Raw genomic sequence first — 19198 nt, 5'->3', positions numbered from 1 at the left:
GCGTGCGGGTAGAGGGGAGCAGGAAAGAGCGGACTAAAGAAGAATGCACTGTAAACAGGTAAGTTTGCGGCTGCTCCGGTAAAGGGAGGACTCTGGGAATTACGTGTGAAAGGCAACCGCCACTCCTTACGATATAAAGAGCCTTAGGTTTAGTGGTCCCCATAAGCAGAATCGCCAAAGTGATCCCGGCCGTTCTCTTGCGCTTGCAGGAGGCGTGCGTTACGATCAGACTAACGATTCTGCCGCCACAGATAAGGCGGCACAAGGAGGTTGCCATGGCACTCAAGGAGCGGCATGCGGCAGGAGAAGAACTGCCGTCCGAACTTCTCCGCAGTCTGGGAGCAAAGCCTGCGGCAGCCGCCCGCACGGACGTGGACGAGAACGGCCGCCCGGATGACCGCTGGCTGATTGCGGACGCCGGGCATATCGGCGTCTACACTTCCGGCGGCCACTGCCTGCGCAATTTCGCGCCGGGAGAGGTCCGGAGCCTGCGGACCCAGGATGCTCCGCAGGGCGGAGGAAGCCTCATCGCCGATACGCAGGCGGGGCCGGTCGTGCTCGTCCGCTACACGGGCGCCTGCGCCAAAGGGTTGGAGGCGGCGGTGCACAAGGCCGGGATGATGCTGGAAGCCGGCGGCTTTGACCGTAGTGGCGTCTCCGAAGGCGCCGATGCCGGACTGTGCGCGCTGTGCGGAGAAGCGGCAGGCGAGGACCACGCGTGTCCGGCCGAAGATCCGACGCCGCGGAGCGGCCCGGGACGCCGTCGGGTGATGACGCGGCTGCTGGGCTACACGCGCCCGTACCGGGGCAGAATGTTCCTGGCCGCGCTGTTTTTGATCATCGCGGTTTTGCTGGAACTGGCGCCGCCGCTGGTGACCAAGATTATTGTCGACGACGTGCTGCATCCGGGAGGGATGGCCGAGACCTTGCTGATATGGGTAGCCGCTCTGCTCGGGGCCCGGTTGGTCTTGTCTGCGCTGCAGATTGCCCGGGGCTTTATCGGGGTCAAGGTCGGAGCGGCCATGATGAACGATATCCGCCGCGAAACGTTCGAGGCGCTGACCGAGCAGTCACTCGGCTTCTACGACCGCCGCCAGACGTCCCAGTTCATCGGCCGGCTCAATCAGGACACCGACTCCATGAGACAGTTCCTCACGGAAGGCGTCATCTGGGTGGCCAGCCAGGTGCTGACCGTCGTTGCCATTTTGTCGATGATGCTTGCCCTCAGTTGGAAGCTCACCTTGGCCGTGCTTCTGCCGACTCCGCTGCTGCTTGCCGGAGTCTGGATTTTGTGGCCGAAGGTCCGCCGGCTTTGGTACAAGCAGTGGAGAGCGCTGAATACGCTTCAGACACTGGTCGGCGATTCCCTGCAGGGGATTCGCGTGGTCAAGGCATTCGGACGGGAAAAAAGCGAACAGGCCCGGTACGGGGAAGCGAACCGGGAAATGATGACGCAAACCGTACGGATGGAAGGGCTGTGGCAGGCTGCGACCCCTTTGTTTATGCTCGTCACGGGTGCAGGCGGGATTATCGTCTGGTATTACGGCGGCCTGCAGGTGCTGGACGGAGGCTTGACGCTGGGCACTCTGATGGCCTTTACCGTGTATCTCACGATGTTTTTCGGTCCTTTGCAGTGGTTTACGCAGGCAATAAGCTGGACGAACCGGGCCGTCTCGGCCGCGGAGCGCGTTTTTGAAATTATGGATACGCCCCGCGAAGTGGCCGATACGGCGGATGCGGTTGCTCCCGGCCGGCTACAGGGCTCCGTCTCGCTGGAACGGGTCACGTACGGTTACGAGAAGCATAAGCCGGTCCTGAAAGATATTTCACTCGAAGTGAAGCCCGGTGAAATGATCGGATTTGTCGGACATTCGGGCGCCGGTAAGTCCACGCTGATTCATCTGATTTGCCGGTTTTACGATCCGGACCGGGGGCGGATTTTAATGGACGGAATTCCGCTGAAGAAGCTGAGCCAGGAAAGCCTGCGTGCCCAGATCGGAGTCGTGCTCCAGGAAACGTTCCTTTTTGACGGGACGATTGCCGAGAATATCGCCTATGCGAAGCCGGAAGCGTCGCCGCTTGATATTATGCGGGCCGCGAAAATCGCCAACGCCCACGACTTTATCGTGGGGATGAGCGACGGCTACGACACGCGGGTGGGCGAGCGCGGCCACCGGCTGTCTGGCGGGGAGAAGCAGCGCATCGCCATTGCCCGTGCCATTCTGCACGATCCCCGCATCCTTATTCTGGACGAAGCTACCGCTTCCGTGGATACGGAAACGGAGCGTCTCATCCAGGAGGCGATTTCCAGGCTTGTCCGGGGAAGAACGACCTTTGCGATCGCCCACCGCCTGTCCACTCTGCGCAGCGCGGATCGTCTCGTGGTGATCGATAAAGGACGGATAGCCGAAACGGGGACTCACGAGCAGCTGATGGAACTGGAAGGTATCTATTGGAAGCTTGTGAAGGCCCAGAACGAAACAGCGTTGATCAGGGAGCGTGATACCAGTGCCGAACCCGTATAAATACGCCGGTTCTCCGGAAGGCGGGGAGTCCTTCGATATCTTCCTGCTTCAAGCGGACAAATGCCGGATCGAACGCACGGAAGGCGGCCTGCTTTCGCTGGCCTGCGCCGGACGGGTTCACGAGGAAATTCTCGTGTTCCGGACGTTCCCCTTTACCGAGCCGGACCGGTACATCTCCATCCGTACGAAGGAGGGGGAAGAGATCGGTATTATCGCCGAGATGGAGCAACTGGACGACGCTTCCCGGAGGGAACTGGAGCAAGAGCTGCATGTAAGATACCTGCTTCCCCGTATCGAAGCTATCCGCAGCATCAAGCAGAACATTTCCGGCTGGCAGTGGGACATCGTTACCCAGTTCGGCCCCGAGCGGCTCAGTCTGCCCAATCTGCACGATCACGTATTCCGGCAGGGGGAGGATCGTCTCCTCCTGGTGGACACCGGGGACCGGAGACTGGAAGTGGCCAGCATCAAGGGACTCGATCCCGCAAGCTTTAAGCAGCTGCGGAAGGTTTTTTGAGCTTAGGCGCTAACGGCTCTTCCGCTCGAAACAGTGGCCGGGCGCAGTTGACCGCGTCAATGTGACGCCGCGCTCCGCGCGCTGGGAGCTTCGAACAAGTGCGGCATCAGTCACAGCCGAACGGGCCCGTTCTCTGTCAGCCTGTAAGAAGAACGTGTACCCGGCAGGGAGGGGCTTTAATCCGCGCCCGTCAGGTTGACATCGTTTCCAGATATGAACTATAATTTTCGGTAACTGAGTCAAACTCGATAAACAAAGCGCTGAAGAAATCCAGTACGCCATAGCCCATTGGCAGAGAGAAGGTTCCTTCTTCTATAGAAGAAGGCTGCGAGAACCTTTCATGAAGGATGGCCGAACGCTCATTTCGGAGTGTGGGTGACAAGTCACATAAGCCCAACGGCAAGCGGATCCGTTATCGTCCGCAACGAGGAGATTGGATGAAACGGAAGGCACCCGCCTGCACGTCATCCGATAACCAGGGTGGTACCGCGAATTTTTTCGTCCCTGTTGATAACAGGGGCGTTTTTTGTTTCCTGTAGAGAGGGCCGAAGGAGCAGCAGCCCATGCCTATCAACCCCAAACCATTCCAACAAACGGAGGCTCGAAACGCAATGAAAGCAAGTGAAATTCGTTCCAAGTGGCTGGAATTCTTCGCCAGCAAAGGACACAAAATCGAGCCGAGCTCCTCGCTCGTGCCTCACAACGACCCTTCTCTTTTATGGATCAATGCCGGAATGGCTCCGCTCAAACCTTACTTTGACGGCCGTGTCGTCCCGGAGAATCCGAGAATCGTTAACGCGCAGAAGTGCATCCGTACAAACGACATTGAAAATGTCGGCAAAACCCGCCGGCACCATACCTTTTTCGAAATGCTCGGAAACTTCTCCATCGGCGACTACTTTAAAGAAGAAGCCATTACGTGGGCTTGGGAGTTTCTGACGGACCCGAAATGGATCGGATTCGATCCGGAACGCCTGTCGGTCACCGTGTACCCGGAGGATACGGAAGCTTTCGAATTCTGGAATAAAAAAATCGGTTTGCCGGAAGCCCGCATTTACAAGCTCGACGAGAATTTCTGGGATATCGGTGAAGGCCCATGCGGACCCTGTACGGAAATTTTCTACGACCGCGGCGGCAAGTACGGCGATCTCAACGATCCGGAATGCTGGCCCGGCGGCGAAAACGAGCGTTTCCTTGAAGTGTGGAACCTCGTGTTTTCCCAGTTCAATCATAATAAAGACGGCAGCTACACGCCTCTTCCGAACAAAAATATCGATACGGGCGCGGGGCTGGAGCGTTTCGCTTCGATTTTGCAGGATGTGGACTCCAACTTCGATACGGATTTGTTCCAGCCGATTATTGAAGCGACCTGCCGCATCGCGGGCGTAAAGTACAAGGAGAACGAAGAGTTTGACGTGGCTCTGAAGGTCATTGCCGACCACGTCCGTACCGTCGCTTTTGCGGTGGGAGACGGCGTACTGCCTACTAACGAAGGCCGCGGCTATGTGATCCGCAGACTTCTGCGCCGTGCCGTCCGCTACGGCAAAGTACTCGGAATGGATAAGCCGTTCATGTACCGGCTCGTACCGGTCGTAGGCGAAATCATGGGCGTTTACTACAACGAAGTCGTCGAGAAGCGCGAATTCATCGAGAAGATCATCCGCATCGAGGAAGAGCGTTTCCACGAGACGTTGTCCGACGGTCTCGCTATTCTTGCCGGCATGGTTGAAAGCACGCGTGCGGCCGGCGGCCGTGCCATCAGCGGGCCGGATGCGTTCAAGCTGTACGACACGTACGGATTCCCGGTCGATTTGACGGAGGATTTCGCGAACGAGCAGGGACTGGCCGTGGACCGCGAAGGCTTCGAAGCGGCGATGGAAGAACAGCGCCAGCGTGCGCGCAGCAACCGGAGCAAGTCCGGCAGCATGAACGTGCAGGGCGGAGCGCTCTCCGAGTTTACGGATAAAAGTGAATTTGTTGGATACACTGAATTGGTAGTTCCAGCCAAAGTGCTGGCTATCGTGCATGACAACGAGTTTGTGGATGCGGCGGGAACCGGCGAAACGTGCCAGGTCATACTCGACCGGACGCCGTTCTACGCTGAAAGCGGCGGACAGGTAGCCGACCGCGGCGTCATCGCGGGCGACGGCGTACGCGCGGCCGTACTCGAAGTCGGCAAAGCGCCGCACGGCCAGCACGTTCACAGCGTGACCGTCGAGCAGGGCATCCTGCGCACAGGCGATTCGGTTACGGCTCAAGTCTCCGCCGAGCTTCGCGGAGAGACCGTAAAGAATCATACGGCCACTCACCTGCTGCATAAAGCGTTGAAGGAAGTGCTCGGCACGCACGTTAACCAGGCGGGCTCCCTCGTTGAGCCGGACCGCCTGCGCTTCGACTTCTCCCACTTCGGCAGCATTACGACGGAAGAGCTGCAAGAGGTCGAACGCCGCGTGAACGCCCAAATTTGGGCGAATACGGCGGTGGACATTTCCCTGCGCGGCATCGATGAAGCGAAAGCGATGGGCGCCATGGCGCTGTTCGGCGAGAAATACGGCGACATCGTCCGCGTCGTCCGCGTCGGCGATTACAGCCTGGAGCTTTGCGGAGGCTGCCACGTACAGAGTACGGGCGAGATCGGCTTGTTCAAGATCGTAAGCGAATCCGGAATCGGTTCCGGTATCCGCCGCATCGAAGCGGTAACAAGCCGTCAGGCCTACGAGTACGTGGACGGCCAACTGCAGCTGCTGAAGGATGCGGCCGGCGTTCTCAAGGCGAACACCGCGGACGTGCCGAAGCGCCTGGACTCCACGCTCCAGCAGATGAAAGAACTGGCGCGCGAGAACGAATCGCTGCGGGCCAAGCTGGGCCGCATTGAAGCGGGCGCGCTGGAAGGCCGCCTGAAAGAAGTGGCGGGCGTACCGGTCCTGGCCGCCCAGGTGAGCGCATCCGACATGGATTCCCTGCGGGGCATCGTGGATGAGATGAAGGCGAAGCTGGGCTCGGCCGTGATCGTGCTCGGCGCCGCAGCAGGCGACAAGGTCAACCTCGTCGCCGCCGTTACGCCGGATCTGGTTGCCAAAGGGCTTCATGCCGGCAAGCTGATCAAAGAAACCGCGGCCAAATGCGGCGGCGGCGGCGGTGGACGCCCCGACATGGCCCAGGCCGGAGGCAAGGACCCGTCCAAGCTCCAGGAGGCGCTGGACGACGTGGAAGCGCTGGTGGCCGGACAGATTTCTTAAATTTTCCTGCGGGAACAGGAATTTTCCGTCCCGCAGAGAATATATGACAATAGCGGGATCAGCGGCAATTGCAGCCGATAGAATTTGAAAAAGCAAACATTGGAGGTGCCTTTCATGGATTTTATGGATAAAACGGTGAAATTCAATGTCAAAGCCGATGAGATCGAAACATCCCCCAAAGAAGTGCTATTAACTGTCTATGACGCTCTGCAGGAGAAAGGCTACAATCCGATCAATCAAATCGTCGGTTACTTGCTTTCCGGGGACCCGGCTTACATTCCCCGGCACAATAACGCCCGGAGCCTTATTCGCAAACGGGAACGCGACGAACTGATCGAAGAATTGGTACGCTCTTATCTCAAAGAGCATAAATAAACGGGCCTGCGCCGATTCCCGGCAGACGGGTCCGGCTTAGGAGTTCACACGTATGAGAACGATGGGCCTAGACTATGGCGACAAAACAATCGGCGTTGCCGTAAGCGACCTTCTCGGGCTTACCGCCCAAGGGATCGAGGTTATACGCAGAGCCAGTCCGCAACACGATTTAGACCACTTGCGGCGGTTAATCGGGGAGTACGAAGTAACGGAGATCGTGGTCGGCCTCCCCAAAAATATGAACGGCTCGATCGGGCCGCGCGGCGAGCTTTGCCAGGAATTCGCCGCACAGTTAACCGAGACGTTTAATCTGCCCGTACGCTTGTGGGACGAACGATTGACTACGGTATCCGCGACCCGCACTCTTTTAGAGGCGGACGTTAGCCGGAAGAAGCGCAAGCAGGTGGTCGACAAGATCGCCGCTGTGCTGATTCTGCAGGGATATATGGACTCTAAACGATGAGGTGATGGAACCATGGCTAAAGAAGAGGATTTTCAGCAAGAGGAAGCGGAAATTATTTATATCCCCGATGATGAGGGCAACGAAGAAGAATTCGAAGTCGTCATGAAATTCGAAGTGGATGGTTCCGACAAAAAGTACATGATGGTCGTGCCGGTTGAAGACGACGAGGAATCCGACGAAGTGTACGCATTTCGTTACGAGGAAGACGAAAACGGCGACGATCTGAAGCTTTACACCATCGAGGACGAGGAAGAATGGAATATCGTTGAAGAAACGTTTAATACACTAATTGCCGAAGAGGAAGAAGAAGCATGAGTGTGAACCAGACGAACGAGTTGCGGAGTTCTTTCGGAGATGATATTATTTTATTCGACGAACAGGACGAATCCACCGTCTACCGCATCCTGACGGAGATTCTACATGAAGACCGCCACTACGCCGTTCTGCAATCCGAAGAGATGAAGAAAGAAGGCGAAGTGTCCGTATTCCGGGTATCCCGGGATTCGGAAGGAACTCTGGAGCTGGAAACCATCGAAGATGACGAGGAGTGGGAAACCGTCTCCGAATTGTACGACGAGCTCACGTTTCCGGAACACGACGAACCTTAAGAAATCTAAAGCAAACCAGAGCGGAGTCAAATCCGCTCTTTTTCATGCAGATGATTGGCCAAGATGACCATTGTGGAGGAACTTATGCATCGTCCTAAATCACGATTCAAACGCTTGATGACCGGGCTGCTGGTCATTGTCCTGCTCATAGCCGGCTGCGCTGCGGCCGCGGCTTATTATATACGGGGAGAGCTTCAGCCGGCCGCCGCTTCCGACCAGGAGAAGAAGGTCGAGATCGTTTCCGGCGACGGCGTGAAAAATATCGCTTCCAAGCTTGAGAAGGAAGGTCTTATCCGCAACGCCTCCGTGTTTATGTATTACTTGAAATGGAAAAACGAAGGCGGCCGTTTCCAGGCCGGCGAGTATGCGATGAAGCCCGGCATCGGAACGGACGAAATCATCGCGATACTGAATAGCGGGCAGACGGCAAAAGCGAATCGCCTGACTATCCCCGAAGGATACACGGTCACGCAGATTGCCGACAAAGTCGGACAGCATAAGGGACTGGAAGCGTCTGCCTTCGTCAAGGCGGCGGAAGCTTACAAACCTGCGCAAGGGGAAGAGACTGCTTGCCGGAATTCCGGCGGATGCCAAACTCAAGCATAAGCTGGAAGGGTACCTTTTTCCGGACACGTACGATATTCCCAAAGATGCTACCGAACAGAAGCTGATCACCCTTATGGTCGATCAGCTGGACAAGCGTCTGCAAAACCTGCCTGCGGATTGGAAGGACAAGCTGAAAGCAAGCGGGCTGACCTTCCATCAGATGATGACGATCGCTTCCCTGATCGAGCGTGAGGTGGTTGTGGACGAAGAACGTCCGCTAGTGGCAAGCGTCATTTATAACCGGCTGAAAATCAAACAGCCCCTGCAGATCGATGCGACCGTTCAGTATGCGCTGGGCAAACAGAAGGAAAGATTGCTGGAGAGCGATCTGAAGATCGAGAGCCCTTATAATACGTACAAAAATCCGGGATTGCCTCCGGGTCCCATCGCGAGTCCGAGCCTGGCGTCCATCAAGGCGGCGCTGTATCCGGCGGAATCGAAATATTTTTATTACGTAACCAAAAAAGACGGAAGCCAGGGGCACTTGTTCGGGGAAACCTACGCCCAGCATCTGGCCAACATCGAGAAAAGCAAGCAAACCGAGAAAAACGCGAAATAAGAAGGTGACGAGGTTGATTCCAAAACCCGAGCTGCTTATAACGGCAGGAACGATAGAAGAAGCGAAGCGGTTCATACAAGCCGGAGCGGACGCCATACTGGTCGGCGAAGCGGCATTCGGCGTGCGGCTTCCGGGCGACATCACGATTCAAGAACTGAAGGAACTGGTTCCTTACGTTCATGAACAAGGCGCTAAAATCTATGCGGCCGTCAACAACGTGTTCGATAATGAGGCGCTGCCGGAGGTAGAGAAATATCTCGCGGCTATCGCCGGAATCGGAGTCGACGGGGCCGTATACGGAGACCCCGCCGTACTGCGCATGGTGAATAAGGGGGAGCTTGGCCTCTCCCTTCACTGGAATGCGGAAATGACGACGACGAATTACGCAACGGCGAATTACTGGGCCTCCCGCGGAGCCGTGCGCGCGGTTCTGGCCAGGGAATTGAATCTCGAGGAAACGCTTGAATTCAAGCGTCACGCGAAACTGGAAGTCCAGGTTCAAGTACACGGAATGACGAATATTTACCATTCCCGCCGCAGCCTGGTCGCCAATTACGTGGAGCATCTGGGGAAAGAGGCGGACAGCCTCGACCGCTCCATGGACAACGGACTTTTTCTGATAGAGCAGGAACGGCAGGAGGAACGGTACCCGATTTATGAGGACAGCAACGGAACCCACGTGATGAGTTCCGACGATATCTGTATGCTGGAAGATCTTCATGAGCTGATCAAGGGGAATATAGACAGTCTCAAGATTGAAGGACTGCTGAAGTCCGCCGAGTATAACGAAACCGTGGTGAGGGCATACCGGCAAGTGATTGACGCCTGCTGCGCCGATCCGGATTCTTACAAATTTGATGAAGAAATGCTGGAACCCATCCGCCGCCTGCAGGACCCCGACAGGGAACTGTCTTTCGGCTTTTTCTACAAAGAACAAGTATATTGAGGTGAACCACCATGAGTATTGCCGCAGCTGTTAACGAGCGTGCACGCGGCAGACGCGTTCGTCTGGATAAGCCGGAGCTTCTTGCCCCGGCGGGTAGTCTGGAGAAGCTGAAGTTTGCCGTACATTACGGGGCGGATGCCGTGTATATCGGCGGCCAGAAGTATGGCCTGCGCTCCAATGCCGACAATTTTACCTTCGAAGAAATGCGAGAAGGCGTTGAGTTCGCTAAACGATACGGCGCAAAAGTTTTCGTGGCGACGAATATTTATGCCCACAATGAGGACATCGAGGGAATCGAAGACTACCTGAGAGAGCTCCAGGAAGCCGGTATTTCGGCTATCATTGCCGCCGATCCGATTATTATGGATACCGCCAGACGCGTCGCTCCCAAGCTTGAAGTGCATTTGAGCACCCAGCAGTCGGTGATGAACTGGCAGACCGTGCAGTTCTGGAAAGAAGAAGGGATTGAGAGGGTGGTTCTCGCCCGCGAAGTGAGCATGAGCGATATTGACGAGATCAAACGCCATGTCGATATCGAAATCGAGGCGTTTATACACGGGGCGATGTGCAGCTCCTATTCGGGACGCTGCGTCCTTTCCAATCATTTTACGGACCGCGATTCCAACCGGGGAGGATGCTGCCAGTCCTGCCGCTGGAAGTACGACCTGTACGCCAACGGAGCTCCCCTGTCCGACCCGCTCGCGCCGGATTTTCCCCTTTACGGTGAAGAGGAAGACGCGTTTATGATGAGCGCCAAGGACTTGTGCATGATCGAGCATATACCCGATATGATCGAGTCCGGCGTGGACAGCTTCAAAATCGAAGGCAGAATGAAAAGCATTCATTATGTGGCTACGGTTGTAAATGCTTATCGCCAGGCCATCGACAGCTATTTTGAAAATCCGGAGGCTTATGAGGTTAAGCCGCTCTGGCGCGACGAAATCAATAAAGCGGCTAACCGTCCGCTGAATACCGGATTTTTCTATGAAGCGCCCGGTCCCGAAGATCATATTTTTGGCCCCGAGGATAAAGCGGCAAGCTACGATTTCGTCGGCATAGTCATGGAATATGACGAGAAGACGCGGACGGCGGTCATTCAGCAGCGCAACTACTTTAAACCGGGTACGGATGTGGAATTTTTCGGCCCGGGAGGCACGCATTTCAAGCAGCGGGTAGACATTATCCGCGATGAGGAAGGTGCGGAGTCTCGATGCCGCGCGTCATCCGCTTCAGCTCATCCGGATTGTAACCGAACTGCCGGTGAAACCGCTGGATATGATGCGCAAACGGACCCGTTAATGGATATTAATACCGACTGGCTTAAGCCGGGCGGTATTTTTTTTTATTTCTAGGTCTGTGTAATCAAAAAAAGATGTTTTTTATAGGAAAAAGGGCACAAATCAAAGAGGAAAAACACAAATCGTCGTCGAACATTAAAACAAAAGTAGAAAATACTGGGGATAATAAGTTTTTGCATAAGACTTTCTTCCTAAAAAAGTGGATGGTGGTGCGCATGAACAAAAAACTCACACAGACAGCAGCCCAGTTAAGAGAGCGTTTTCAAAAGAAGCAAGCTCCTTCAGGGGGCGCTCCGGAGCCGGGACAACCGGGGGGAGGCTTTCTTTCTTCCTCCATGGGGTTGACCAACCCGGCAAAGTCCGTAGGCATGAAGTTGTTTCTTATTTTTATCGTCAGTATTTTGTTTTTTGTTCTGACCGTGGGAATTACCTCGTACCAGCTTTCGAAGAGCGTCGTGCGTGACAAAGTAAGCGAAGCGTCGAAGCAGACCATGATCCAGGCGAGCCAGAAGCTTGATCTTCTTTTCGGCGGATTTGAAGATTTAACGATGCAGATGATGCTCGATGCCGACTTGCAGCGCCTGCTGGATATCCGCAACGAGGTCAAAGAAGGTACATATGAGCAGCTCGAAGTTACCCGTAAAATTACGGAAAAAGTAAACTCGTATTTATTTTCCAACAAATCGATCAAAAGCTTGACGCTGCTCAAGACAGATGGTCAAATGATCAATTCAAACGGATCTTCCCTGAACGCTTCGACGGACGAAATTACAAAAACGGACTGGTTCCAGGCAATCGCCAAAACCAGCGGACAACCGCTGTGGCTGGAAACGAAACCGAAAGGTTATTTCAGCGGTGAACCGACTGTCGCTATGGGCCGCTACCTGAACTCGACGAGCACTTCCACGCCGATCGCGATGCTGCTGATGGAAATTCCTACGTCGATTCTGGAAAAAGAGCTTGGACTTATCCAGCTCGGCGATAACAGCACGATGTACATCTCGGATGCGTCCAACAAGCTGATTTACGCGAAAGAACAGGAACTCCTTGCCAAACCTTCTCCGGTTACAATCAGCGAGGAGCGGCAAAAGACGGCTTCCGGGGACTTTCTCTCGGAGGATAAACAGACGCAGAACGTCTACTCGAAGTTCGCAGGCACAGGCTGGTTCCTCGTTGGCAGCATGCCCGTCGGAGAATTGGTAAAGGATGCGAACGTCATCTTTAACCTGACGCTGGTAATTGCTCTTGCAGCGGCCGTTATCGCCGCTTTGATCGGCATTTTCGTGGCGAGAATGATCGGAAGGCCGCTGGCCGGACTGGCCGGGCTTATGAAGCAGGGCGCCCAGGGCAATCTGAAGGTCCGGGCGAATCTGAAAAGCCGGGACGAGATCGGCATGCTTGGTGAGAATTTCGACAGGATGATGGAGCAGATTACGACGCTGGTCCGCCAGACGAACGAATCCGCCCAGGAAGTGCTGAACACGGCATCCGAAGTGGCGAACGCCTCCAAGATTACCGCGACTTCCGCGAAGGAAATCGCCGTGGCAACCGACGAGATTTCGGGAGGAGCGGCAGGGCTTGCCTCCGAATCCGAACGCGGGAACGAGCTGACGCATCATATCGGCGAGAAAATGAAGCAGGTAATGTCCGCTAACCTGGAGATGGGAACGGCTGCCTCGGACGTCCGGAGCTCGGGCGAGCAGGGCACGAAATACATGGAAGAGCTTAGGGACAAAACCGGCCAGACGGAAGTGATGACCCGCTCCATGGTGGAGAAGGTCGACAATCTGAAAGAAAGCACCCGGTCCATCCGCAAAATATTGGAGATGCTGCACAACCTGACGAAACAGACGAACATCCTTTCCCTTAACGCGACGATTGAGGCGGCAAGAGCCGGTACGGCCGGCAGAGGATTTATGGTGGTCGCGGATGAAATCCGTAAACTCGCGGATCAGTCCAAGCAGTCCATTGACGTTGTGGCTCAGATTACGGAAACGATTCAGCGCGAGATTGATGAAACCGTCCAGGTGCTTCATCAAGCCTATCCGCTTTTCAATCAGCAAATCGGTGCCGTGAAAGAAGCGGACGGAATTTTTGCCGAGGTACAGAACCATATGAGTCAATTTATCGAACGATTGAACGCGGTAACGGAATCGATAAGCGAGCTGGACCAGTCACAAGCCGTTCTGTCCGATGCAATGACGAATGTAAGCGCGGTGGCGGAAGAGTCCCTGGCCACTTCGGAAGAAGTTGCTTCCCTCAGCTCCGAGCAGCTTAGTATCAGTCAAAATCTGGTGAAGCTGTCCGACAAACTGGAGAACCTCTCGAACTCCCTGAAAGACACCTTGTCCAAATTTACATTGTGAGTCCTAAAACGTCCCTTTTCCGGAAATCCGGAAGGGGCGTTTTCATTTTGCGGCTTCGCAGAGGCAGGTTTGGGTGAATCCCCCCTTGTCTATACTGGAAACAAAAGCAGCGGACACGGGAGCGGTGAATGTATGGGCAAAGAAATACCCGGGAATGCCGGTAATGAAAAAACAGATGCCGGAACGGGGACCTCGCTTGGGGGCGGTGTCAGCAGCAACGCCGGCAGTGCTATCAGCTGTCTTAACGGCAGCAAAACGGACCCGCGCCGCAAGCTCCTGCTGCTGCTCGGGTTAACCGGCGTTTTGGCGCTTCTGGCCGCCCGCTTATTCTGGATTCAAGTGCTGAGACCCCACGGGCTTTCGTCTAACGAAGTAGACTACGTCAAAAATTCCGTTTTGCAGCGTCAGAAAAGCATTGTGCTTGATACGGGAAGAGGAGACATTTACGACCGGAATCTGAAGCCTTTGACCGGCAAAACAATCAGGACCGCCATTATATTTCCGGTTCATCCCGATTATATGGGATCTGCGGAGCAGCTTCGGAACATCAGCAAAGCTTTCGGGGTGAAAGCGGAGGACTGGAAATCTTTTATTCAAGAGGTAAAAGAGCCGCTTTTATGGACGGGAAGCCTGACGTCTCCGGGAAGCGGCGGAAAGAACGGCGGCAAACCGGCTTCTCCCAAAACCGGCGAGCCAGCAAAAGAGCCGCTGGAATTAACCCCTGCCCAGATCGCTCTGCTTGAGGGAAGCGGGCTTTCTTACGTAAAGGTGACGGATTATAAAATCCGTTATACGGATCATCCCGCCGCCGCGCAGGTGATCGGCTATATCGGCCAGAACCCCGAACGCATCTCAGGCATGTACGCACGCGAACTTGCGGCGGGACATTTGACGCTCACGAGCGAGATCGGGGCCGCCGGACTGGAGAAAACGTTCGAATCCCGGCTTCGGGGCATCGGAGAACGTTCTTTATCCGTGTTTACGGATGCGGGAAAACGGCCGCTGGACGCTCTGAGCGCCAGACTGATCTCTCCGGATCAGTCCCGCTATCCCCTGAAGCTGGTGACTACACTGGATTCGGATATTCAGCGGAGCATCGAGGAACGGATGACGAGACGGGGAATAGCCAAAGGGGCGGTCGTCGTTCTGGACGCCGCCAATGCGGATATCGTGGCGATGGCGTCCAAGCCGTCTTTTCATCCGGGGGAAATCAACGGGGTCGATGGAGACTGGGCCAATCTCGGTGTCAAGGCCGCCGCGCCGGGTTCGATTTTCAAAACAGTTGTTGCCGCAGCCGCTCTTGAAAAAGGCGTTGTCAAACCGGATGAGACTTTTGACTGTCACGGGGCCTGGGGCAAATACGGGTTTACCTGCTGGAAGAAGGAGGGGCATGGAAAGCTTACGTTCGAAGAAGGATTTGCTGGGTCGTGCAATATTGTTTTCGGCGAAGTGATGCGGCGTCTGGATTCGGAGGAGCTGGAAACCTATGCGCGGAATCTGGGGCTGCTGGATCCCGTAGGATGGACAGGGAACCTAACGGGCGGGAGCGCGCTCTCTCAAATCGACGGGGAGGAAGGCGGGCGTATTTTCGGGGCGCAAACGCCGAGAAACGATGAAGGGGTGCGGCTGCAGACCGCGATCGGACAGAGGGACGTCCAAATGACGCCCCTGCAGGCCGCGAATCTGGTCGTCACCCTTCTGCACGGGGGAAAAGCGCGTGCCCCGCGCCTCGTTAAAGAAGTCCGGTTCAGGGACGGGTTGACGCTCGACTCGTTTGCCCCCAAATTTCTTCCGGGCGCGAAACAATTTCTCTCTCCTTCTACCAGAAACGAACTCCTCCGGGAGATGAGGCTCGTTGTACGAAGCGGAACGGCCAGGCAGTCTGGAAGAGGCGAAATGGCCGCTGGCCGGAAAGACAGGCACGGCGCAGGTTCAATCGGGGCTGCGCGAAACCGTGAACCAGTGGTTTATCGGCTACGGTCCCGTCGACTCTCCACGGTATGCCGTGGCAGTCGTCATTCGCGGGGTTGCGCCGGAAGCGCCTTCACAAGCGGTTCCGCTGGCTCGCGAGATCATGGATATGTTGGCGGATCAGCCCAATTGATCCTGCATGGAAGCGAGCTGGGATGGGGCCGCCGCTTGAGGGAGTGTGATCAGCACCCGGGTTCCCCGGCCGGGGACGCTCGTTACCTGGACTTTGCCGCTGAACGTTTCGATGATACGGAATGCCACCATGACACTAAGTCCCGTCCCCTTTTGTTTCGTGGAATAAAAAGGAGAGCCGAGCCGGGCGATTTCTTCCGCATTCATCCCGATTCCGGTATCTTCAATGGAAATGCAGACGCTTTTGGTCTCGGGATAAGCTTCTATTCTTAGCCGTCCTCCATCCGGCATCGCTTCGATTCCGTTCCGCGACAGATTCACAAGGCACTGGATTAATTTTTCCGCGTTTGCCGTAACCCATAAGGATGGGGGAGAGTGCGTTTCAAGCTGGACCCTGCCGCTGCCGGCGTATCCTTGAATGCGCTGAACCAGGCTGACTATAACGCCGTTTACGGACAAAGGCTCGGTTATTTCGGCCTGGGGTTTGGCAAAGGCGAGATAGCTGGTAATAATCTGCTGGACGCGGTCCATTTCCTCGATAGCCATGGTGGTATAAATTTTTTTCTTTTCTTCGCTCACTTCGGTCTGCGATAAGATTTGCAGAAAGCCTCTGGCAACCGTCATCGGATTGCGGATTTCGTGCGCCACGGAAGCGGCCAGCTCGCTGACGACGTCTAGCTTTTCAGCCCGCTGCGATTCCATCCGGCTGAGCCGGCTTTCCCGGATAAATCCCGACAAATAAATGACGATGGCCATGGAAACACAGTGCAATAAAATAGAGAACGCGTGAAAGGAATAAAAATCGGAAGGAAGAGACAACTGGTGCTTGCGATGGAAGTACATTTGAAAAGCCATAAACGTAAAGCCCAGGCCGCCGGACAGCAGGACGGGACATAAAAAGGAGGATAACCGTCCGTTTTTTTTGCAAAATTTAAGGTACAGGCCGCCAAAACAGGCGCAAATCAGCAAAAAGACGGCGTCCGTCGGAAGAGAGGCCGGAAAAACGAATCCGTGGAGAAGCAGGAGGCTGGCCGTGACGGCCAATGCCGGCAGAAGCCCCCCGTAAAGAAAGCTGCTGGCGAGGGGAATCATGAACAAGCTCTGCTTGATACCGCTGCCGGAGCTGTAGGGATATGTGGCGCACACGAGTGCGGCCAGAATGCTGACGAGCGTCATCATAGGTTTATACGATTTTTTGCTTAACGGATTACTTTCATCGAAGAAAGGGGAGACGATGACAGGTGAACACGATATCAGGACGTTAAACAATACCTCATGAAAACTGATCGACATACGGCTCGCCTACTATCTTTAGAAGTTTATAGGAAATCCGTCCCATATCTTGGCTGAGGTTAGGACAGCATACCTAGGAAGTATTTTCCACAATTGTTGGGCTGTGTATTACTTCGATAGACTTATACAAATTTCCTACTTGCAAAATGCCATACCTCACATCCTGACGGGGGAAAATGAACCTGACCTTGCGGCATGAGCCCGGTTTCCCCTACAATAAACAAATAAACACGGCTTTAAGCCGTGCCGAACCGCAGCAGAGGATGGACCGATAGACAGAAGGAGATTAACGAATGGACTCATTGCCGTTTTTACCCGAAAAGATTACGCTCATTGACCGCTCCGGGGATCTGGAGGCGGATTTGCTGTTTCCGTTTGCCCTCGAAGAACTGCTCATCCGCAAAGTGGGGGAAGGAGCGGACCCCATCGTTCATTTGTGGAGACATCCTGGAGGGCTTGTGCTCGGTCTCAGGGACAGCCGGCTGCCCTCTGCCCCGCAAGCGGCGGCCAGAATCGGCCGGGAAGGAAGAGCGGTGATTGTGCGCAATTCCGGAGGAGCCGCCGTGCCGCTGGACCCGGGAGTGGTGAACGTAACTCTGATTACCCCCAAGCCGGTGGGAAAAATAGATTTTCATGACGATTTTGAAACGATGTACCGTTTTTTGGGCGGAGTCCTGGCTGACTGGAACACGGGTGTCGCCAAAGGGGAAATCGCCGGCTCTTATTGTCCCGGCGATTTCGATTTGAGCGTAGGCGGCCGCAAGTTCTGCGGCATCGCCCAGCGCAGGCAGGCGCGCGCGCTGTCCGTGCAGGCTTTCGTCGTCGTCGAAGGCACCGGGGCGGAGAAAGCCGCCGTGGCTCGCTCGTTTTACGACGAGGCGGGGCAGGGCGCGGCGCCGGACAGCTACCCGGACGTGGAGCCCGGGCGGATGACGAGCCTCGCCGAGTACGCGGGCGCCGGGCTCACTTCGTCCGCGTTTTGCCGCTTGACGGAGGAGTGGCTCTCCCGTCAGTCGCAGGTGCGGGCAGCGGATTACCGTGAATTCGCTGCGGACGAAGACATCGCGGCGATGATGCGCACGATGCGGGAGCGCTACGGCTTCAAAGCCGCGGACTAGCGGCTGCGCTGTCAGCCCGGCCGGTGCGGCTTTGCGCCGCCGGAAGACCGGCTGTGCGCGGCAAGCGGGGGCGGTCCTGGGCGCGCAAAGGTGAGGTGCAGCCGATGCTCCGGCCGGTGACCGGGCGCAGGGGCGGGAAGGCATCTTCGCCTTCGCTCTACCGTGCACATCTCCGGCACGCCGGGCTCCGGCTGTTTTCCGCATGGGCCGCAAGCTGCCGCGCTGTTCTCGGGACTCGTTAGCCTCGCAGAAGCGGGGCCGCACGTAAGGCCAGCGCGATGCAGCGGGCTGGCGCTAGTCTCCAGCGGGTGCAACTTCGCACGGCAGGCGGCCCTGAGAACACAATGGCGCGGTGCGGCCATGCTCGCTTTCTTCGCAATCAAAAAAACCTCCATTCCTTGTAATCCGTGGAATGGAGGTTTTTTTGATTGTATCGCGCGGCCGATCAGCCGAAAAACTTTTCTAAAATCGCGGGAAGCTCTTTCTGCCAGAATCCCCACACGTGCTTGCCCGGCTTTTCTTCATAGAAGAGCCGGACGTTTTTTTGCTCGAGAAGAGCTTTCGAAAGCCGGTTCGCCTCCACGAAGTCAAAGGTGCCGCGCTCGGTCTTGACCTCTTCCTCGTCCAATCCGATCAGCATGTACAGCTCCAGCCAGGACAGATCGCCCTCGGACTGAAGACGGCTGCGTGTGGGTTCCAAAAAAGCGCCGGAAAGGGATATAACTCTCGCAAAGAGGTGAGGATAAGTTAGGGCAAGATGCAGGGAAACCGTGCCTCCGAGGGAATCGCCGGCAAGCACGCGTTCGCTTTTGTCCGTGCGCACGGCATACTTGGACTCGACGAAGGGAAGCATTTCTTCCGCGAAAAAACGGATATAGGCTTCATGCTTTTCACCGTCCGGGGAATATTCCGACGTCCGGATTTTGACGTTTACATCGACGCCGACGATGATGGCCGGTTCCCAGCCGTGATCGAGAATGCCTGCGGTCATGGTGGTCGCTATCCGGCCGAAATTGAAAAATTCTTCTCCGTCCTGACAGTAAATGACCGGATACGACAGGACTTCGTTATAACCCGGGGGCAGAAAAATACGCAGGGATCTTGTCGAATTAAGGTGCTTGGAGCTGATTTCCTCTTTTACAATGGTTCTTTTATAAAGCCTGGAATCGGTCATAACGGGTA

At 55.7% G+C, this 19198-nt stretch carries 16 protein-coding genes and 1 pseudogene; 15 read left to right on the top strand and 2 right to left on the bottom strand.

Going from position 1 to position 19198, the window contains the following annotated elements; translation table 11 throughout:
* Nucleotides 1–275 precede the first annotated feature (275 nt).
* The 14 genes and pseudogenes from ABC395_RS19105 (at nucleotide 276) to ABC395_RS19040 (ending at nucleotide 15606) form a co-directional block, all read left to right on the top strand.
* A complete protein-coding gene (locus ABC395_RS19105) occupies nucleotides 276–2525 on the top strand; it encodes an ABC transporter ATP-binding protein (RefSeq protein WP_413005513.1) in 2250 nt (749 codons plus the stop codon).
* Nucleotides 2509–3042, top strand: coding sequence for a DUF1854 domain-containing protein (locus ABC395_RS19100; RefSeq protein WP_413005511.1), 534 nt, complete (start codon nucleotides 2509–2511; stop codon nucleotides 3040–3042). Before ABC395_RS19105 ends, ABC395_RS19100 begins: the two co-directional genes overlap by 17 nt.
* A 611-nt stretch (nucleotides 3043–3653) precedes the next feature.
* Nucleotides 3654–6281 carry an alanine--tRNA ligase gene (gene alaS, locus ABC395_RS19095; RefSeq protein WP_413005509.1) on the top strand — a complete coding sequence of 876 codons (2628 nt, stop codon included), beginning with the start codon at nucleotides 3654–3656 and terminating at the stop codon, nucleotides 6279–6281.
* A 114-nt stretch (nucleotides 6282–6395) separates the two neighbouring features.
* The gene (locus tag ABC395_RS19090; RefSeq protein ID WP_009676594.1) at nucleotides 6396–6656 is read left to right on the top strand and encodes an IreB family regulatory phosphoprotein; all 261 of its coding nucleotides are present in this window, start codon (nucleotides 6396–6398) and stop codon (nucleotides 6654–6656) included.
* A 52-nt stretch (nucleotides 6657–6708) separates the two neighbouring features.
* Nucleotides 6709–7119, top strand: a complete 411-nt coding sequence (gene ruvX, locus ABC395_RS19085; RefSeq protein ID WP_103993380.1) for a Holliday junction resolvase RuvX — start codon at nucleotides 6709–6711, stop codon at nucleotides 7117–7119.
* 12 nt (nucleotides 7120–7131) lie between these two features.
* Nucleotides 7132–7434: a DUF1292 domain-containing protein gene (locus ABC395_RS19080; protein WP_103993381.1), complete on the top strand. Its 303-nt coding sequence runs from the start codon at nucleotides 7132–7134 to the stop codon at nucleotides 7432–7434.
* A complete protein-coding gene (locus ABC395_RS19075) occupies nucleotides 7431–7727 on the top strand; it encodes a DUF1292 domain-containing protein (protein ID WP_413005506.1) in 297 nt (98 codons plus the stop codon). The genes ABC395_RS19080 and ABC395_RS19075 overlap by 4 nt, the downstream gene beginning before the upstream one ends.
* A gap of 84 nt (nucleotides 7728–7811) precedes the next feature.
* Nucleotides 7812–8333 (top strand): endolytic transglycosylase MltG, encoded by a 522-nt coding sequence (locus ABC395_RS19070; RefSeq protein ID WP_413005504.1) that lies wholly within the window; start codon nucleotides 7812–7814, stop codon nucleotides 8331–8333.
* Nucleotides 8224–8892, top strand: coding sequence for an endolytic transglycosylase MltG (gene mltG / locus ABC395_RS19065; RefSeq protein ID WP_413006769.1), 669 nt, complete (start codon nucleotides 8224–8226; stop codon nucleotides 8890–8892). Before ABC395_RS19070 ends, mltG begins: the two co-directional genes overlap by 110 nt.
* Before the next feature lie 13 nt (nucleotides 8893–8905).
* Nucleotides 8906–9838 (top strand): peptidase U32 family protein, encoded by a 933-nt coding sequence (locus ABC395_RS19060; protein WP_413005503.1) that lies wholly within the window; start codon nucleotides 8906–8908, stop codon nucleotides 9836–9838.
* A gap of 11 nt (nucleotides 9839–9849) precedes the next feature.
* Nucleotides 9850–11190, top strand: coding sequence for a peptidase U32 family protein (locus ABC395_RS19055; protein ID WP_413005501.1), 1341 nt, complete (start codon nucleotides 9850–9852; stop codon nucleotides 11188–11190).
* Nucleotides 11191–11351: 161 nt separating this feature from the next.
* Nucleotides 11352–13502, top strand: coding sequence for a methyl-accepting chemotaxis protein (locus tag ABC395_RS19050; protein WP_413005499.1), 2151 nt, complete (start codon nucleotides 11352–11354; stop codon nucleotides 13500–13502).
* A 132-nt stretch (nucleotides 13503–13634) separates the two neighbouring features.
* Nucleotides 13635–15323, top strand: a pseudogene (locus ABC395_RS19045) (penicillin-binding transpeptidase domain-containing protein); the annotation flags it as partial.
* A 34-nt stretch (nucleotides 15324–15357) separates the two neighbouring features.
* Nucleotides 15358–15606, top strand: coding sequence for a penicillin-binding transpeptidase domain-containing protein (locus ABC395_RS19040; RefSeq protein WP_413006768.1), 249 nt, complete (start codon nucleotides 15358–15360; stop codon nucleotides 15604–15606).
* Here ABC395_RS19040 and ABC395_RS19035 read toward each other — a convergent pair.
* Nucleotides 15594–16898, bottom strand: a complete 1305-nt coding sequence (locus ABC395_RS19035) for an ATP-binding protein (protein WP_413005497.1) — start codon at nucleotides 16896–16898, stop codon at nucleotides 15594–15596. The genes ABC395_RS19040 and ABC395_RS19035 overlap by 13 nt on opposite strands.
* A gap of 293 nt (nucleotides 16899–17191) precedes the next feature.
* Between ABC395_RS19035 and ABC395_RS19030 the strand changes: the two genes are divergently transcribed.
* Nucleotides 17192–18016 (top strand): lipoate--protein ligase family protein, encoded by an 825-nt coding sequence (locus ABC395_RS19030; protein WP_413005495.1) that lies wholly within the window; start codon nucleotides 17192–17194, stop codon nucleotides 18014–18016.
* A gap of 445 nt (nucleotides 18017–18461) precedes the next feature.
* Here the strand turns inward: ABC395_RS19030 and ABC395_RS19025 are convergent, their stop codons facing one another.
* Nucleotides 18462–19190 (bottom strand): alpha/beta hydrolase, encoded by a 729-nt coding sequence (locus ABC395_RS19025; RefSeq protein ID WP_413005493.1) that lies wholly within the window; start codon nucleotides 19188–19190, stop codon nucleotides 18462–18464.
* Nucleotides 19191–19198 lie beyond the last annotated feature (8 nt).

The sequence above is a fragment of the Paenibacillus canaveralius genome (assembly GCF_047238265.1).
In the GTDB taxonomy this organism is placed as follows: domain Bacteria; phylum Bacillota; class Bacilli; order Paenibacillales; family NBRC-103111; genus Paenibacillus_F.
Note: the sequence above shows the minus strand (reverse complement) of the source record. Positions and strands in the feature narration are given on the sequence as shown.

What these genes read in the sequence shown, in the direction of transcription:
- ABC395_RS19105 (WP_413005513.1), top strand. Translation starts at nt 276, where the DNA reads ATGGCACTCAAGGAGCGGCATGCGGCAGGAGAAGAACTGCCGTCCGAA.
- alaS (WP_413005509.1), top strand. Translation starts at nt 3,654, where the DNA reads ATGAAAGCAAGTGAAATTCGTTCCAAGTGGCTGGAATTCTTCGCCAGC.
- ABC395_RS19090 (WP_009676594.1), top strand. Translation starts at nt 6,396, where the DNA reads ATGGATTTTATGGATAAAACGGTGAAATTCAATGTCAAAGCCGATGAG.
- ruvX (WP_103993380.1), top strand. Translation starts at nt 6,709, where the DNA reads ATGAGAACGATGGGCCTAGACTATGGCGACAAAACAATCGGCGTTGCC.
- ABC395_RS19080 (WP_103993381.1), top strand. Translation starts at nt 7,132, where the DNA reads ATGGCTAAAGAAGAGGATTTTCAGCAAGAGGAAGCGGAAATTATTTAT.
- ABC395_RS19075 (WP_413005506.1), top strand. Translation starts at nt 7,431, where the DNA reads ATGAGTGTGAACCAGACGAACGAGTTGCGGAGTTCTTTCGGAGATGAT.
- ABC395_RS19070 (WP_413005504.1), top strand. Translation starts at nt 7,812, where the DNA reads ATGCATCGTCCTAAATCACGATTCAAACGCTTGATGACCGGGCTGCTG.
- ABC395_RS19055 (WP_413005501.1), top strand. Translation starts at nt 9,850, where the DNA reads ATGAGTATTGCCGCAGCTGTTAACGAGCGTGCACGCGGCAGACGCGTT.
- ABC395_RS19050 (WP_413005499.1), top strand. Translation starts at nt 11,352, where the DNA reads ATGAACAAAAAACTCACACAGACAGCAGCCCAGTTAAGAGAGCGTTTT.
- ABC395_RS19035 (WP_413005497.1), bottom strand. Translation starts at nt 16,898, where the DNA reads ATGTCGATCAGTTTTCATGAGGTATTGTTTAACGTCCTGATATCGTGT.
- ABC395_RS19030 (WP_413005495.1), top strand. Translation starts at nt 17,192, where the DNA reads ATGGACTCATTGCCGTTTTTACCCGAAAAGATTACGCTCATTGACCGC.
- ABC395_RS19025 (WP_413005493.1), bottom strand. Translation starts at nt 19,190, where the DNA reads ATGACCGATTCCAGGCTTTATAAAAGAACCATTGTAAAAGAGGAAATC.